The sequence below is a fragment of the Halodesulfovibrio sp. genome (assembly GCF_015482765.1).
GTDB lineage: Bacteria > Desulfobacterota > Desulfovibrionia > Desulfovibrionales > Desulfovibrionaceae > Halodesulfovibrio.
This window is the reverse complement of record NZ_JADMLB010000012.1, coordinates 10,817-27,964: the sequence shown is the minus strand read 5'-3', so window position 1 is coordinate 27,964 and position 17,148 is coordinate 10,817. Positions and strand designations below refer to the sequence as shown.

Genomic DNA, 17,148 nt, shown 5'->3' with positions numbered 1-17,148 from the left:
CACACAATCACGCACGTTCAGCTGCCTGCTGACATTGCAAAAGATACGCATGCGCTTTCTCATACTCATATTCCATAACCAAAGCATCCAGCTCTTTAAAATCATCATGCTCCAACAACGGTTGAACTTGCGGCAGTAACTCTTCAATCTTTAGAGGATTAGTTAGCTCCAAGGCACTCGCCAATTCCATAAGCAATGCACATCCTTCTTCAGTCAATGGCGTTGGCGAACCAACAATTCCTTCAAGGTATCCAGAGTCTGGAATTAAAGCATGGATCTCTTCAACAACAAACTGTAGTTCTCGCTCAAGCGTTGCAAGCAACTCGTCAATTGCAGAAGAGTTACCAACACCATTGTTCATTCCTTCAGCGTGAATTTCTATACGCTTTGCCAACGCAGCGCATTCACCTGCTCCAACATTAGCAGCCGCACCAGTAAGGGCGTGAGCCTCACTTTCAAGCTGCACATAATCGTGTTCAATCCTCGCGGCATGCATGGCTTCAACGGAATTACAATGTTCTTTAGCAAACTGTTTTAACAAAACATCATACTCATCCTGAGGAAGCCCCAACCTGTTTGCTATCTCGCTATCAATGGAAGAAGGAAGGACTAAACGAGTCTCCTCTTTGTCTGTTGTCGGCATATAATTTCCGCCTATATCAGCCCGCCCGAGAGCTGCTGTCATTACTGAATACAAAGAATCCTTTCCAAAAGGTTTCGTAAGAAAATACTCCATCCCTGCCTGCAACATTCGCTGCCTGCTTCCCTTAATGGCGTGCGCCGTCAAGGCAATAATCGGCACGTCTGTCACCTGCAATTCTGTGCGAATAGCAGTTGCGGCCTCACACCCGTTCATTCTCGGCATCTGAACATCCATCAAAATCAGGTCGTATGAACCATCCTTAACGGCTTCCACGGCATCATACCCGTTAGTAACAAAGGTCAATTCTGCACCTGTCGGAGAAAGAAGCAGTTGCAAGATGTCTCTGTTAGTCAATGTATCTTCAGCAATAAGCACCCGCACCCCCTTAAACACACTATTGTCACTATGGGCTGTAAATGGCGTCTCCGCATCCAGCGGCACAAGGGGCTCTGCACCAAAAATATTGCAAAGTGCATGCTGAAGCATTCTATGTGTCAGTATTTCCGTAACAACGTGTACATGCTCAGGAAGGGCACGGTTAGAAAGAGATAGCTTGTCGTTTTTCGCAGCCAACATCAGTACAGGGATATCTTCGCCTGTGCTGGAGACAAAAAGCCTTTCGGGGCACTCAGACGCTGCGATATTATGCCCGATACAAATCACATCCGGCTTAGATTCTGCGGAGTTCAGAGACTCTATAGCGGCATCAACCCCGTATGCGATTTCTGTTTTCAACGAAGCAAAGGTAAAATGACGCGCCATAGCCTTTCCGGAGCGTTCAGACCTTGTAACAAGCAACACTTTCAACCCGGAAAGTTCTTCCGGAACAGGAGGTTGTTTCATTGCATCTTTTTGCAGCAACACAGGAACAGTAAAGGCAAACAATGACCCTTTTCCGCTTTCAGATTCAACGCTTATCTCACCGCCCATACCTTCAATAAAGCGCTTGCAAATACTCAGCCCCAGCCCTGTTCCTCCATAGCTATACAAGTCACCACCTGAAAGCTGCTGAAACGGAACAAAAAGTTGATCGAGAGAATCTTCAGGAATTCCGATGCCTGTATCTTCAACATAGCAATGCAACCAAATTTCCTGTTCAGCCTTCATCTTATAGTCAAATGAAAGTGTGATAGCTCCTCCTGAAGGAGTGAACTTCAAGGCGTTACTCGCAATATTTAATATAATCTGCTGCAGCTTACCTGAATCACCAACGAGCCGTGCGGGCACTGTCGGAGGCAAATCAACAATAAACTCAAGCTCCTGAGCTGCTGCCCTTGCCAAAACAAGGTTACATACACGCTGCACGCAATGATCAAGCATAAATGGAACACGCTCCAAGACAACATGTCCTGCTTCAATTTTAGAAAAATCGAGGAGATCATTGATAATATCAAGCAACGTAAATGATGAATCGAGAATATTACGCAGATAATTCCGCACAGCGGATGAAGATTCGAGGGAACGAACATGCTCAGTGAAAGCAATAATGGCATGAAGCGGAGTACGTAATTCGTGGCTGATACTTGTCAAAAATTGACTCTTCGCCTTTGTTGCAGCATCTGCTTCTTCTTTGGAACGCTGCAACTCTTCGTTCATTTTCTGTAAATCACGGGTTCGCTCTTCTACTCTGGATTCCAACTCAAGATTAGCGTCACTCAACATTTTTTCATACTGAACGCGCGTGGTAACATTGCGAACAGACCCCACAAACTCTGTCGGCTCTCCATTGCTGTTACGAAGAAATGTACCTGTTACGGAACAAAATACAGGTTCATCTGATGAATGGTATACAAAGGCATAGTCTTCTAATTCTCCATGCTTACGCAACACACTCCACATATCTTCCAGAACAGAAGCATCAATAAAATTTTTCACAGAAAGCCGTTGAGCCTCTTCCTGTGTACACCCGAACACCCTTTCAACAGAGGGGCTGATCTCAAGTATCGTTCCGTCCAATGTTGCTTGAAAATATACGTCCTGAATATTTTCAAAAATACGCCGATAACGCTCCTCACTTTTACGCAAAGCAGCTTCAACCCTATCGCGATTGCCAAGCTCGTTATTGAGCTCACATGTTTGTTTCTCAACAATCCGTTTCAAAGAGATGTTCCAGAGTAAAATAAAACACGTCGCCACAAGCAAGCTCAATAAACAAGCGATCATCACTGCTATAGCCCTGTTTGAAACAGTGCTTTTTTCACTGACTTTTACCCACTTGCCGGCTATCGCATTTTTTTCCTCCGGAGTTACCCTTTTTAATGCCTTATCAATAATTCCCTTCAGAATCACAAGATCAGTCCGTACCCCCATTGAGATTCCGGGATCAAAGCCGATTCCTCCGCCCACTTGCAGATTAAGAATACCACTCTGTTTTATCTTATGAGTAATACTGAACTGAAAATCGACCATAGCATCAGACTGTCCGAATGAGACATGCTGCAACCCTTCCTGACTGTCTTCCACCACATCCAATGTGATGTCTTTATAAAACTCTTCGAGATAGTCATGCCAGACATACCGCTTAACAACAGAAACAGTCTTGCCTTTAAGATCGTCAAGAGTAAGCCCCTCTTCACTTCCCCTCTGCACAACAATAATGCCGGGCATGGCAATATAGGATTCGGTAAAGGTTAAAAACTGTGCACGACTGGGGCTGGGGGCAAGAGCAGCCAGCATATCAAGTCTACCGGACTTCACTGACGAAAGAACATTCGGCCAATCACCGGCAACAGAGATTGAAAAACTCAATCCCGTCAATTTCTCTAAAATCCGCAAATAGTCACTGGCTACTCCTATATAGCGACCATTCTCATCCAGCCCTTCCATAGGAAAAAAGTTTTTATCAACTCCAACAGTCACTGTAGAGTTTTTTGAAAGCCAATCGCGTTCCTCATCAGTAAAATTAGCCCATACAAATTCTTTATTTTCAATAATCTTTTCAACAGCTGCTTCGCTGTCACTCAAATGCTCGAGCACTTTTTGATATGTAAAATGCAACCCGATTAAAACCATGATTGCCCCAAGAACAAGTAAGGAACGCAACCGCATTTCACTCTCCCTATTACATCAGGATGCCTTTGACCGTTTTATCTACTGAACATAATGCAGCACGCTCAAAGACATCCTATTTTGATCTATGCAATCCAATCCGGAATAGACGGATCATTAGACAAATATCCGGCAATTACTTCGCACCCTTTTTCTGCAGGATGCACACCATCTTGTAAGTCACCCATATAATTTTCGTCACCGGCAAGAGATGTGAATACATCCACATATCCAACACCATATTTTCGACAGACCGCGGCGTAGGCAAAATGCAGCTCTTCAATACGTCCACGATGCTCTGCCTGCGCCACAGGAAACGGACTCAATACACGAATAGAATCTATGGGATACGTTGATGTTGCCTCTTGAATCAACGCTTCCAAATTCTTTACAGACTGTTGCAACGGAATAATCGGTTTGCCTTCTGGTGCCGCCATATCAACTACACCAAATGAAAACATTATCCTCACATCTGATTCCGGCAGTGCGCGTCTATCCACTTCATCCTTCCATCGTTCAATAACAGCATGGCTGGAATGCTTACATACCCCGAGATTATAGAAAGTTGTCGGCGGCACAGGCACATCCAGTGTCGAAGCAAACCGCCCCGTCCACCCGAGCATCCCCTTATCATTCACTCCCAACGTCAACGAATCACCAAAGAAAAAGAAGGTCTTCATAGTGTCTCCTGTGTAATGAATTAAGTAAGTCCACCATACACAGCAAAGATCACACCAACAGACGAACAGCAGTTCTTGGCACTTTTATCTACAAAAACAAATGAAAACGCTGAGTTCTGCCTTCTTCTCTTCCATCAAAACGCACACTGAAATAATCCATGTGGCTTTTATGCCCCGTGACAAAGCCCATCTATACGACACATTCCCAAAAATGTTTTTCACGGGGCAAATGTGCCCCGCGAAAAAGTACAGCCCAGCGTGAAAGAGAACACCCCGCAAACATTTTCAGGGGCTTTCATGCCCCATACAATGCACCTACCTAAAAGACCACCAAAACAGTCTTCACTCGAAAACTATCAACACACTGTTTTTAAAGGAAATATAACAAGAAGAGCATTTTTGGTCTCAACTTTGCTTTTAGAGAAGTGATTTCAGCATATCTCGGGAAGCGACACGCGGACTGTAATTATGGGATGCACCCGTTGTCGTTTCCCACCTTAAGTGATGAAGGATATCGCACCGTTAAAAAGGTGCAACGTTATCTGAATAATACAACAAGGTGCACATGCGCCTGATTAGGACATCAAGGAGTCTCTCTCATGGCAAACGAATTTTACACCATCAAACATTATATAAACGGTGAATGGGTTCAGGAACAAGGCACAGAGTTTACACCGTTATATAACCCTTCCACGGGTGAAGTACTCGGTGAAGTGCCAATGGGTAGCGATGCCCTTGCTCAAAAAGCAATTGATACCGCAGCAGAAGCTTTTAAAACTTGGAAAAATACCCCTATTGCAAAACGCATGGGATACATTTTCAAAATGCGTGAGCTCATGGAACGTGAGCAGGAAAATCTCGCGTATTCCATCGCCATAGATCAGGCAAAACACATTTCTGAAGCACGCGGTGAAGTCCGCCGAGTCATTGAAATTCTCGAAGCAACAGCAAGTGTACCGACACTTATTCAGGGTGACACCTTGGATAACATTGCCAACAACATCAACGGCAAAGTGGTAAAAAAACCTCTGGGCGTTTTTGGCGGCGTTGCTCCGTTTAACTTCCCTGCACTTGTTTTCGGCTGGTTTATTCCGGTTGCTATCGCAACAGGTAACACCTTCATTTACAAGCCATCCACACAGTCTCCGCTCTTCATGCAAAAGATGATTGAAATATTTATGGAAATCGGAATTCCTGCGGGCGTTGTGAACGTAATTTACGGTAGCAGAAGCGTAGCAGCTCCTTGGTATGAAGATCCACGCGTTGCCGGTGTATGCCTTGTTGGTTCCACACCTACAGCAAAAGCAATGGCAAAAGCAGCTGGTGAAAATGCAAAACGCTCCATGTTGCTCGGCGGCGCAAAAAACATGCTTCTTGTTATGGAAGATACCGATATGGATATCTTCATCGATAACTTCATCAACTCCTGCTACGGCTCTGCCGGCCAGCGTTGTCTTGCCGGCTCCATCGTCGGTGTTGTTCCGGAAATTTATGACGAAGTATGTGAACGCATGCTGGAAGCATCCAAAAAAGTTACTGTGGGTAACGCCATGGATGACGGCGTATACATGGGCCCACTCATCAGTAAGGCTGCAAAAGAAAACGTTGAAAAATACGTTGATATCGCCTTGGAACACGGTGGCGGCTGTTCATTGCTTCTGGACGGACGTAACCCTGAAGTTCCTGAAAAAGATCAGAACGGATTCTACGTGGGGCCGACAATCATTAAAGATGTTACCCCGTGCAACCCAGTTTTCAGTACAGAAGTATTCGGCCCGCTCGTATCAGTTGTAAAAGTTGCAGACATGGACGACGCAATCAACCTGATCAACAGCTCCGAATTCGGTAACGGCGCATGTATCTTTACACAAAACATGCATTACGCAGAAACCTTCAGCCGCGAAGCCGAAGTAGGCATGATCGGCGTTAATGTCGGCATCTGCGCTCCACATCCATATCTGCCTTTCGGTGGCATCAAAGGTTCCCTCGTAGGTACCGACAAAGTTCAGGGAAAAGATGCGGTAGATTTCTACACCCAGAACAAAGTTGTCACCGTTCGCACTTACCATCCGGACCCGGAAGTCCGTGCCGGTAAGGCAAAGCCAGCAAGTTCAAACGTACGTAGCTGTGTAGCTTCGTAGTTACTCTCGAACTTGAAGGGAACCCTGCAGAACACAGGGTTCCCCACCTATTTCTATAGGCGTCTGCCTTACCCGTACGAAGTATTGTGGATACGATTATCCACTTTTGTTTGAAATTGATTATATTTCATGTCCGTGCCCTACACGTAGACGCTTATGAATGTCCGCCAGCAAGAAAAATCGCCTTACGGCGCAAACGCATATCCAAACGAGGAGTTATAATGGCTGGAACATCTCAAAAAACAGAACGTGGCACGCTTGAAAAAAGCCTATCCCCTTGGCAAGTAGGCGCACTGGCACTCGGCTGTATTGTCGGCTGGGGCTGTTTCGTCCTTCCCGGTATATCCTTTCTGCCTAACGCAGGCCCTCTGGCTACAATCATAGCATTCGCAATCGGCGGCATAGTCATGAGTGTTGTTGCACTCAGCTACAGCCAAATGATTGAGCATTATCCTGTAGCTGGCGGCGAGTTTGCATACGCTTACGCAGGATTCGGCCCTGTCGGTGCCTTTGTCTGCGGCTGGGCACTGGTACTCGGCTATCTCAGCATTGTAGGCATCAACGCCTCTGCAATAGCCCTTCTTGCCCGCTTCCTGCTACCGGGTGCCTTTGAATTCGGCTACCTGTACACCATTGCAGGATGGGACGTGTATGTCGGTGAAGTGCTCATTATGTCTGCCTCTATCCTCATCTTCGGCATCATGAACTATCGCGGCGTAAGTGTTGCAGGAAGCATTCAGCTTATTCTCGCCTTTGCTCTTACTTTTGGCGTACTGGCAATGACCTTCGGTGTTGTTACAACAGACACATTTGCATTCTCAAACCTTATTCCACACTTTGCAGAAGGCAAATCCCCGTTCGCGTCTATCATCACAGTTGTTGCTATTGCGCCTTTCTTATTCGTTGGGTTCGACACCATTCCTCAAGCTGCTGAAGAATTCTCTTTCTCTCCAAAGAAAGCACGAGTTCTTATGCTCGGCGCTATCGGTATCGGTGCATTGCTCTACACACTTGTCACATTCTGTGTCGGCAGTGTTCTTCCTTACAAAGAACTGCTTGCTCAAGACCACGCATGGGCTACCGGCACTGTTGCCCATCTTGCCCTTGGTAAATTCGGCAGCATCATTCTGGGTACAGCCGTTCTTGGAGCAGTCTGTACGGGAATGAACGGCTTCTACCTTGCTACCACCCGTCTCATCTTCTCTATTGCCCGCGGTAAATTTTTGCCGCCATGGTTTGGAGAAGTACACCCGACTTACCACACACCGCATAACGCAATCATTTTCACCATCGCTATCAGCCTTCTCACTCCTTGGGCTGGACGCGCAGTTGTAGGCTGGATTGTTGATATGTGCTCTGTGGGCACTGTTATCGCGTATCTCTACACCTGCCTGGCATGCTACAAAATGTTCGCTGCCCGCGGTGAAAGAAACCTGAGCTCTATTCTCGGTGCAATTGCCTCTCTTATTATCCTTGGTATGCTCACCATTCCAGGCTCCCCGGCCATCATCGGAAGAGAGCCTTGGATTCTCATGGCAATTTGGATTATGATGGGTATTGGATTCTACTTCATTCAAGTTCAGACAGTCCGCAACACTCCTGAACTTGAAATCCGTGAAAGTATCTTTGGCGACAACTCCATCCCTGTTTTCTTTGAAACCAAAGAAGAAACCACTGCTTCTCGCGCAACAGAGAACTAGCAGTCCACGAAGTCTATTCTGCTGACAAAACGACCGGAGAATCTCCCTCCAGATTTTCCGGTCGTCATGGTATTGTAACTTTCAAGGTATGACGGATATCCGCTCCGTCATGTCAATCTATCTGTCCACAAGGAAAAAACTATGAGTAAATTAATTGATCCAACCAACGCCGTACAACAAGATAAAGACTGCTGCTGGCACCACATTACCCAGCACAAACCATTTGAGCAAAATGACCCGCCTGTTTTTGTTGAAGGTAAAGGCATGCGTATTACCGACGCAAAGGGAAATGAGTATCTCGATGCCGTATCCGGCGGGGTATGGACAGTTAACGTCGGGTATGGACGTGAATCCATAGCAGACGCAGTCCGCGATCAGCTGGTAAAACTTTGCTACTTTGCAAACAGTGCCGGTAACGTTCCTGCTGCAAATTTTGCAGAACGACTCGTAGATAAAATGCCTGGCTTCAGCCGTGTATATTATTCAAACTCCGGCTCTGAAGCGAACGAAAAAGCTTTCAAAATGATCCGTCAGCTTGCCCATTTCAACAATGACGGGAAAAAACATAAAGTTATCTACCGCGACAGAGACTACCACGGAACAACTATCGCTGCACTCAGTGCTACAGGCCAATCAGAACGAAAAGCGCAGTACGGTCCATTCCTCACAGGCTTTTCAGAACTGGAACACTGTTGCTGCTACCGCTGCCCGTTTGGAAAAGAATACGGAAGCTGTAACATAGAGTGCGCACATGCATTAGAAACATTGCTGTTGAAAGAAGATCCGGACACTGTAGGCGGTATCATCCTTGAGCCGATTACAGCCGGCGGCGGTGTTATTCCACCTGCACCAGAATACTTCCCGATAATTCGTGAGATTTGTGATAAATACGGCGTGCTTCTCCATATCGATGAAGTAGTTTGCGGGATCGGCCGTACAGGCAAGTGGTTCGGCTACCAGCATTACGACTTTACACCGGATATCGTAACAATGGCAAAAGGCGTTGCTTCCGGTTACGCAGCAATCTCCTGCACCGTAACCACAGAAGACGTTTTTAATCAGTTTAAAGCTGACCCTTCAGACCGTGAGCGCTACTTCCGTGACATTTCTACCTTTGGCGGCTGTACAGCAGGTCCAGCTGCTGCATTGGAAAATATGCGTATTGTAGAAGAAGAAAACCTGCTTGAAAATGTTACCACTATGGGTGCATACATGCAGGATCGTCTCTTTGAATTGAAGGACAAATACGAAATCATTGGTGATGTTCGCGGTGTCGGACTATTCCAAGGCATGGAGCTTGTTACCGATAGAAAAACAAAAGAACCTGTTGATGAATCCGTCACAATGAAAATTGCCGGTCACTGCATGCAAAACGGCGTTATCATCGGCCGCACTAACCGTTCTTTTGAAAAATACAATAACAACCTTTGCTTCAGCCCTGCACTCATCTCAACAAAGTCTGAAATCGATGAAATCATTTCTGCTGTAGATAACGCTTTGGCAGCGCTATAGCTTCTAACAGGCGTTACCAGCGCCCACCAAACCCATAACAGACATGCATACCATTGAAACTGGTGTGCATGTCTGCTTATCATTTTTGCAGCTAACCCACTGCAGTACATCATTCTGGCAACTGTCGTCCTGATAGTTCATGACAGCGGCCTGCGTCTATGGAAGACACCAGTTATCCATGCATAAACAGAGTTGGTTCATCGCAGCAAGAGAATCCAGCTTATCCCCGTACCAAAAAGCCCGCGCAGTACACACTGCGCGGGCTTTTTCACATATCTTACATAGGAACTGTCACACAAACAGCTCACCCTTCACGCTCGTTTATCTTTCAGTAAGCACCTTATGAAGCAATGCTTCAGCCTTTTCACCCCCGATAGGGCTCATATATTCAGCAACGCTAAACAGCATCACGCCATTAGGAGCAAACGGAAGTTCTTCACGCAGTTGAGCTTTGATACGTTTCAAAGAAGCAGGTTCTGCTTTAAAAACATCTCCCTCCAACTGTGTAAAAATTTCAACAACAGGTTGAATAGCACAGCAGGCTCCAGCCATTTCCTGCTGAAGTGCATTCAAATAAATTGGTGCTTCAGCAACAGTAAGTTTTTTTACACCTACACCATCCTGAAAAAGCACACGCACTATACCTGTTTCATCAGCAACAGTTCGCCAAAACTCGCCAAGTGTTTGCGGTGACGCCCAACCATTGGAAAATGCAGAAATGGACATTGGCCGATTAGAAACAAGTGCATCCAGCTCCCGATACATATCTTTAATAAATGTACATAAAATAGCCGAACGCTGCTTACCCAACCAAGTTCGATCGTCAATTTCCTGAGATAGATACCATCCGGCAAAAGCCGGAGAACATGTCAAACGTGGAGCAAGCTGCTCTATAACCTTCACGGTTTCCCTGCGGACTCGCATAAGATGCACCTGAAGGATCTCCGGCTCGGCATTCAATCTGGTCCAGTATGAATTGATAAAGAACCCACCGATAGTAACATGCATGCCATAACATTCTGCATAGCTAAGTACTTTTTCAATAACAGAAAGGTCATGCACTACGGCCTGTTTTGTATCTGCTGCATCCTGTGCCTCTGCTGATTCCGGAGTAATTTCGGGGTCAGGTTCTCCTTCTTCAAAGACCACCCACTGAACAATGATTTCGCAAATACCGAGTCGTTGATATGTCGCAAAAAGAGTATCCCAGGTTGTATCATCCCACGACTTCATCGCATTAGTGGGTTGAAAGAAGGTTCCTGAAACACCTTGCATTGCAAAACCAGAGCTCGGGAAAACAAGGGACAAAGCTAGAACACAAGCACCTAAAATCAAATAAAGACGACGTATCATGTTGCACCCTCTAGAAGTTAAATCTCAACGCGACACTCACGCCGGAATAATCGTCGTTGCCATCATTGTTGTCCTTTGTGTATTTGCCGAAAGTATACCGAACGAGCACTTCCCATTCTCTTTTATAAGAAATGTACTCGTCTTCACCTTCAAGCCAGCGGAAAGAAATTGCCGGCCCGCCTTCAACATGACTCAACCCGTCGCGGTCAGGCAAAACATCCTGATACGTAATGTAGCCATGAGGAGAAATCAGCAATTGATCAGCAACATTCCATGTCCAGCCTTGACGACCATGAATGAGAAATACGGATCGGGAATCTTCTTCAACATACTGATCAAACTCACCATACAGGAACGTATAGTTCCAATTAGACTCAGCAGCCTTCATTGCCCAGCCGTCATCTAACGATCCCATAACTCGAACCAGAGTGTTGTCTTCAGCATTGTCTCCAATTCTGAAAAGACGCTCTACGCCAACGGCAAGATTATAATCTGAAAACGGCTTATAACGGAGACCTGCGGCACCCTGTGTGCCATCAGCATCAAAATCTACAACACCATTGTCAAGGCGATTAACGCTCACACGCGCAATCAATTCAAAAATCCGCGCATTACGGAAACCAATTTTTGGAGGAATATAGGCAACTTCAACACCGGCAGTGTTATTCAATACACCTACCTGAACACCCTGAGCATCTGAGAAGAAATTGGCATCATCCGGTGAATAAGAATAGAAGCCTGTAATGTCCCAACGGTTTGTTATGTAACGGATCTCTTCTTTAAAATCATAGATTTTACGACGGAGAGAATCCTCTGTCTCGTTTGGATAATACTCTGCGTTATCAATGGCTCTTTTAAACCATGCTACCGACAAATCATTGCGACATAACTGTTTGTTAATATGCGCTAAGTCTTCCGCAAGGCTTATATAATCAGAGTCATTTTTAAGAAGTTCTCCAAAGATTAAGGCTGCTTTTTCAAGCTCACCATCTCTGTAGTATGCGTAGCCAAGTGAAGTTTTGTAAGGCTCTGCAGGATTCAAATCTACTGCCCGCTGGAACGACTGAATAGCGCCTTTATGGTCTTCCACAGCTTCCTGAGATTGACCTAACAGGTAAAAACCTGTTGCACTTTCCTGTTCGGCAATACCCTTACGGAATATTTCCTGCGCCTTCTCATACTGTTCAGCGTCTTTGTAGATCCGTCCAAGCTCTTCGTAATAGAGCATACGTGTTTCAGCAGATTCCAGTTGCTCAGGAGAAATTGAAAGCAAAGTTGCTTCAGCAGCACCATGCTGCCCTGCTAACCGTTGAACCTGTCCAAGCTTAAACACTGTCAGAGGGCGAGGAACAACACACAATGCTCTCTGATAATATTCAATGGAACACAGGTAACTTTTTTCGCTCGAATAAAGAAAACCAAGCTGATTGTATATCTCATCAGACTTCAGCAATACATCTGGTGGAGCACTGAGCTCTGCCTGTTTCATGTAATGCAGAGCAAGACCGGGCTTATTAAGTTTTTCATAGCAGAAACCAAGTGTGGTATCTGCTTCGTACCCGGCTCCAAGCTCTTTAGCCCGCCGCAACTGCTCTATAGCTTCTGGATACTTTTCAGCACTATACAAAGCTAAACCAATCTCTAGCCGCAGCTGCATGTCTTCACCACCGACAGCAATTGCCTGCTGCATGTAGTTAACACCTTCGTCTACTTTTCCCATGGCAATAGACATGTAGCCAAGACTTACCAAAATGGTTTTGCGTTGTTTAGGAGTTAACTTTGAAGAAGCAAGCGCTCTCTTGTATGCAGATATTGCTTCTGCAGTTTTCCCCTGCTTTGAATATATCGCACCCATCATACTGTAGGCTTGATAATTATCAGCGTTAGGGGCTACTTTCAGATATCTATGAAGAACCTGCAATGCGCTTGGATACTGTTTTGCACCATAATACGATTCACCAGCTCGCAGCAGTAATGTTGGATCTTTTTTCTCAGCAGCGTCATACGCTTTAAGGTAAAGATCTCCCGCAGCCTGTTTTCTGCCATACACGCTTTCAAGAGTGGCCATACGTTCAAGCACAACCATGGTGTTTTCACCCGGCAATATTTCAGACTCAAGCACTGACTTGTAGATTGCTGCAGCTTTGGCAGGCTGCCCATCCTTCTCATATGCATAGGCAAGAAGCATTGAGACTGCGAAGTCATGCTGCTGTTTATCAAGCTTCGTAAAGGTTTCAATCGCATCTTTATATTGTCCCGCATCCAGCTGTGCACGTCCTAATGCCAACAATGTTTCATCATTGTCCGGCTGTTGTGCCAATGCTTCAAGAAAAGCCTTTTCTGCAGCTGCATATTGTTTAGAGCGGTAATACAAAAATCCAAGATTTTGCAAAACTGCTTCCTGATCTTTTGCTGAAAGATGACCGGAGTCTCTAGCTTTAACCAATTGTGAAATGGCCTCAGAATCATTACCAAGCTTAATGTATGCAATACCAAGCTGCATACGGGCACGGGATTTTTCTGCTCCATCACTTAGATGAGAAAGCAACAATGTATACGTCTCTACTGCCATTGCCCACTCGCCATTTAGTCCCTGCGCTGTCGCAAGTGCTTCCATGGCTTCTGTTGTAGGCATTACAGATATAGACTCTTTAAATGCTAGTATTGCCGCTTCATTATTCCCCACTTTCATGGCAACAAAACCTTTTTGAATAAAAAGTTCTGCTTTTTCTTTTTTTGTAGAAGCTGACTTCACAAGCCTGTCAAAAAGAATCAACGCTTGTGCACTTTCACCAAGCTCTTCTAAAATAAATGCTTTAAGCAACAGCTGCTTCGAAGTCTGCTCATCTTTTAAGGAGAGATTTATCCACTGCAATGCCTTTTCATATTGCTCTGTATCATATGAAATCTCTGCCAATCGGTAAGTTATGGACATTAAATCAGGAGCAAGAGTACGAGCTTCAAGCAAAATCTTCTGCGCTTTATCGTACTCTTTAGATTGAATCAAAATATCCGCAACATCACTTAATGCAACAAGCCTGTCTTCTTTTGAAAGGGCATCATCCCCTGTATATGCCAAGGCTTTTTCATAAGCAGCTCGAGCCTTATCAAGCTCTCCTGCCCCTTTATAAGCGAGACCAAGAATATAGTCGTGTTTTGCAGGGAATAATATGTTCTTTTCATTACCCACTACATTCAATAACAATGCATATTCTTTTTGTTTAATAAGAAGATCAACCGCACTGACAAAAGCATTTTCCTGTGCCTTTTGTGAAAGAACACCTTTCTTTAACGTGCCAAGCAGTAAATCCAACGCTTCCGAATTATTTCCCAACTTTTGCAAAGAACTTACTGCAAGCATCAAAGCCCCACCGCTTTCCGGTAACAGCTTGAGAACTTCCATAGCCTGAACTTTTGCCTGAGAATATTCACCAAGGTCATACAACGTTTGAGAATAATCCAAACGTACATTTGTATCATAAGGATCAATTTCAAGAACCTTGGCAAACTCCGCCGCAGCTTCTTTCGGCTTATCTTCTTTGAGATAACTATAGGCCTTTGCCCTATGCGGATACACTTTCAAGTGTATTATCTGCCGCTCAATCCAATTTCTTTTAACAGGAGCGGGTTCCGCAAGTACAACATTTGGAATGGAGAACAACACTAACAAGGTCATAACAGTAATAAATCGATACATTACTTGATCTCCCAAACGCTAAGGTAATGATCAAGGGTTTTCGGTGAAATAACCCCTTGTTGTACAAGCACTTCACCAAGCAAAGGACTATGTTTTTCTTGTTGCTTCAGTGCTGAATTCAACTGTGCTGCGCTTATTATTTCCCGGGCAAGCAAATACTCTCCAATCCGCTTGTATTCCGTTTGCTCAAGGAACTCATTTTTCGCTTCAGCAAATCGCTCTTCTGTCAGCACCTTTTGTCTTACTAAAATTTCTCCAAGAGGAAGATATTGTCTGCGCTGCGCACGTAGTGCTTCTGTCAGTTGCTCAGAAGTAATTTTCCCTTCATTAACAAGCATTTTGCCAAGAAAGTCTGAGTGCTTAATATTAAACTTGCGCTCATACCCTCTGCGTATCGCAAATGAAATATCACTTCGGGTCGCCAGTCGCAGTGTAATGGCGTACCCCAATGCCTTTTCAAGATCGTGCAAGGCACTCTCATCAATAATGTCATTCGTTGCTACAATCAGCCGGCCATTCTCTAAAGCAATCGGGAAAACTTTATATTTTACAGCAAGTCTGGCTGGAATGAGTTCCAACAATTCAAGAGGAGTACTATACGGATCAACTTCATGTGTTTCCAAACTAAATTGCACCCCAAGAGTCTGTACCAGCTGATCTTCTGTAATATAGCCTAGATCAACAAGAACTTCGCCAAGCCTCTTTTGGGACTTACTTTTTTCTTTCAAAGCAGTATGCAACTGTTCAATAGTAAGGAAGTGTCGGTCTACCAGAAGGTCACCGAGCTTACGGCGGTAAGCTCGTAACTCTGTCTCTGAAGGATATACGTGACAGGTCTTATCCCAAACAATCGGTTTACCCGTTGCTCGCATTCTAGTGTATTGTGAAATAGCCTTTACCGTTGCGATAAAGTTGATAATGTTCCCCCAGAATAAACGAGGAATTGAAAGTACCCCTTGGAACCAATTGTATGTTCGCACCACAAACGCCATGCGCATAAAGATTCTCCAGAAGAGGAAGAACATACAAATAGATATAATAACAACAGACTCTAACGAATCGTCCACCAGTGGCGGAAGCATATAGGTGTCTGTCACCATGTTGTAGATAAACAGCCCTAAAATTAGAACAAAGAGAATATTACCTAAAAAGTTTGCTAGGTTGGTTACAAGAGTCTTTCTGTCACGCCATAACATATAGCGTGATGCAAGACCGCCCTTCCATCCCATATGCTCCCAGCCTTGCAATGCAATGCCCATTACCCAGCGAGTTTTTTGTCGAACCGCTTCATGAAAAGTGTTTGGAAAATATTCACGAATCGAGATAAATTCCTGCACTCTTTTTTGTTTGGGAGTACCTGTTAACCTTCCGGAAACCATTCGATTTCGCCATACCCACTGCCGAACAAATGCCTGCTTCAAACCAAGCTCTTTAATTCGAAGTCCAAACTCATAATCTTCTGTCAGTGACTTGGTATCAAACAGCTCAAATTTACTTTTTTCAGAAACAAGCTGTAACGTACGACGACTTAATGCTGTCCCTACTCCAGCAGAAGGAATAGCACCTGTCAGAGCCTCGCGAACAATGAGGTCTCGAGTATGGCTTTCTGCAAATTCATCCAGATAATGGTTACCGGTAAAATTAGTCCAATGTCGCGGCATGGGGTGAACAGGCAACTGAACCATATCGAGTTTCGGAATAATGTAGTTGCACAATTTTAATAAGAGTGGATGCAGAATATCTTCGGAGTCTTCTAACACGAAAATATCAAACTTCTTATTGTGCTCTTTTTCGTGGGCAAGAATTCCATCATAAATCCAGTTCAAACAATCGGCCTTACAAGTAGGACCTTCATGGGGAGTTACAATACATTCCACCCCGCCAAACTGTTCTCGAACTTTTTCGACTTCATCACGGGTTGCCGCATCATTCGGATACGTTCCCACAAAAATCGTATAATTTGAATATGTGACAGTTTTAATTGTATTCTCAAGCATACGACGAATAACCGACGATTCATCCCAGCAAGGGATCATAATTGCTATGGACTGTTCAGGCTTTGCCAACAGTTGTTCTTCGGTTAACCGTTTATGATGGCTGGTAATAAATATCTTTCGATAGGTCTCTCGGAAGAAGTAACAAAGATCTATAAAGAACTCATCGATCCCGCTGATAACAAAGATTAATGCAATTAAAATAAAGACGATCTTTAATACCAAAAATAGAATGATCCCTACTTCATTTAACATATGCATCCCATTTAATTATTTTTACATGAATCCCGATCAACACAGCATTTATGTCCGTTACAACTGAGGAGAACACCTACTCAGAAAAGTGGAAGAAACAACTCTCTGTTTATATATAATGGCTA

At 44.6% G+C, this 17,148-nt stretch carries 8 protein-coding genes; 3 read left to right on the top strand and 5 right to left on the bottom strand.

Annotation, left to right across the window (positions count from 1 at the left end):
• Positions 1-7: 7 nt before the first annotated feature.
• Positions 8-3,691 carry a transporter substrate-binding domain-containing protein gene (locus QZY95_RS01715; protein ID WP_290918538.1) on the bottom strand — a complete coding sequence of 1,228 codons (3,684 nt, stop codon included), beginning with the start codon at positions 3,689-3,691 and terminating at the stop codon, positions 8-10.
• 86 nt (positions 3,692-3,777) lie between these two features.
• Positions 3,778-4,371, bottom strand: coding sequence for a GDSL-type esterase/lipase family protein (locus tag QZY95_RS01710; RefSeq protein ID WP_290918535.1), 594 nt, complete (start codon positions 4,369-4,371; stop codon positions 3,778-3,780).
• A gap of 599 nt (positions 4,372-4,970) precedes the next feature.
• Between QZY95_RS01710 and QZY95_RS01705 the strand changes: the two genes are divergently transcribed.
• From QZY95_RS01705 to QZY95_RS01695, 3 genes are all read left to right on the top strand, one after another.
• Entirely contained in the window at positions 4,971-6,512 is a 1,542-nt protein-coding gene (locus QZY95_RS01705; RefSeq protein ID WP_290918532.1) for an aldehyde dehydrogenase family protein, read from the top strand.
• Between the two features lie 221 nt (positions 6,513-6,733).
• Positions 6,734-8,212, top strand: a complete 1,479-nt coding sequence (locus QZY95_RS01700; protein WP_290918530.1) for an APC family permease — start codon at positions 6,734-6,736, stop codon at positions 8,210-8,212.
• A 141-nt stretch (positions 8,213-8,353) separates the two neighbouring features.
• Positions 8,354-9,724: an aminotransferase class III-fold pyridoxal phosphate-dependent enzyme gene (locus tag QZY95_RS01695; RefSeq protein WP_290918527.1), complete on the top strand. Its 1,371-nt coding sequence runs from the start codon at positions 8,354-8,356 to the stop codon at positions 9,722-9,724.
• A 321-nt stretch (positions 9,725-10,045) separates the two neighbouring features.
• Here the strand turns inward: QZY95_RS01695 and QZY95_RS01690 are convergent, their stop codons facing one another.
• From QZY95_RS01690 to QZY95_RS01680, 3 genes are read right to left on the bottom strand one after another with little or no spacing between them, the layout of a single operon-like run.
• A complete protein-coding gene (locus tag QZY95_RS01690) occupies positions 10,046-11,077 on the bottom strand; it encodes a DUF4434 domain-containing protein (protein ID WP_290918525.1) in 1,032 nt (343 codons plus the stop codon).
• A 10-nt stretch (positions 11,078-11,087) separates the two neighbouring features.
• Positions 11,088-14,774, bottom strand: a complete 3,687-nt coding sequence (locus QZY95_RS01685) for a tetratricopeptide repeat protein (protein ID WP_290918522.1) — start codon at positions 14,772-14,774, stop codon at positions 11,088-11,090.
• A complete protein-coding gene (locus QZY95_RS01680) occupies positions 14,774-17,023 on the bottom strand; it encodes a glycosyl transferase family protein (RefSeq protein ID WP_290918519.1) in 2,250 nt (749 codons plus the stop codon). Before QZY95_RS01680 ends, QZY95_RS01685 begins: the two co-directional genes overlap by 1 nt.
• Positions 17,024-17,148: the final 125 nt, after the last annotated feature.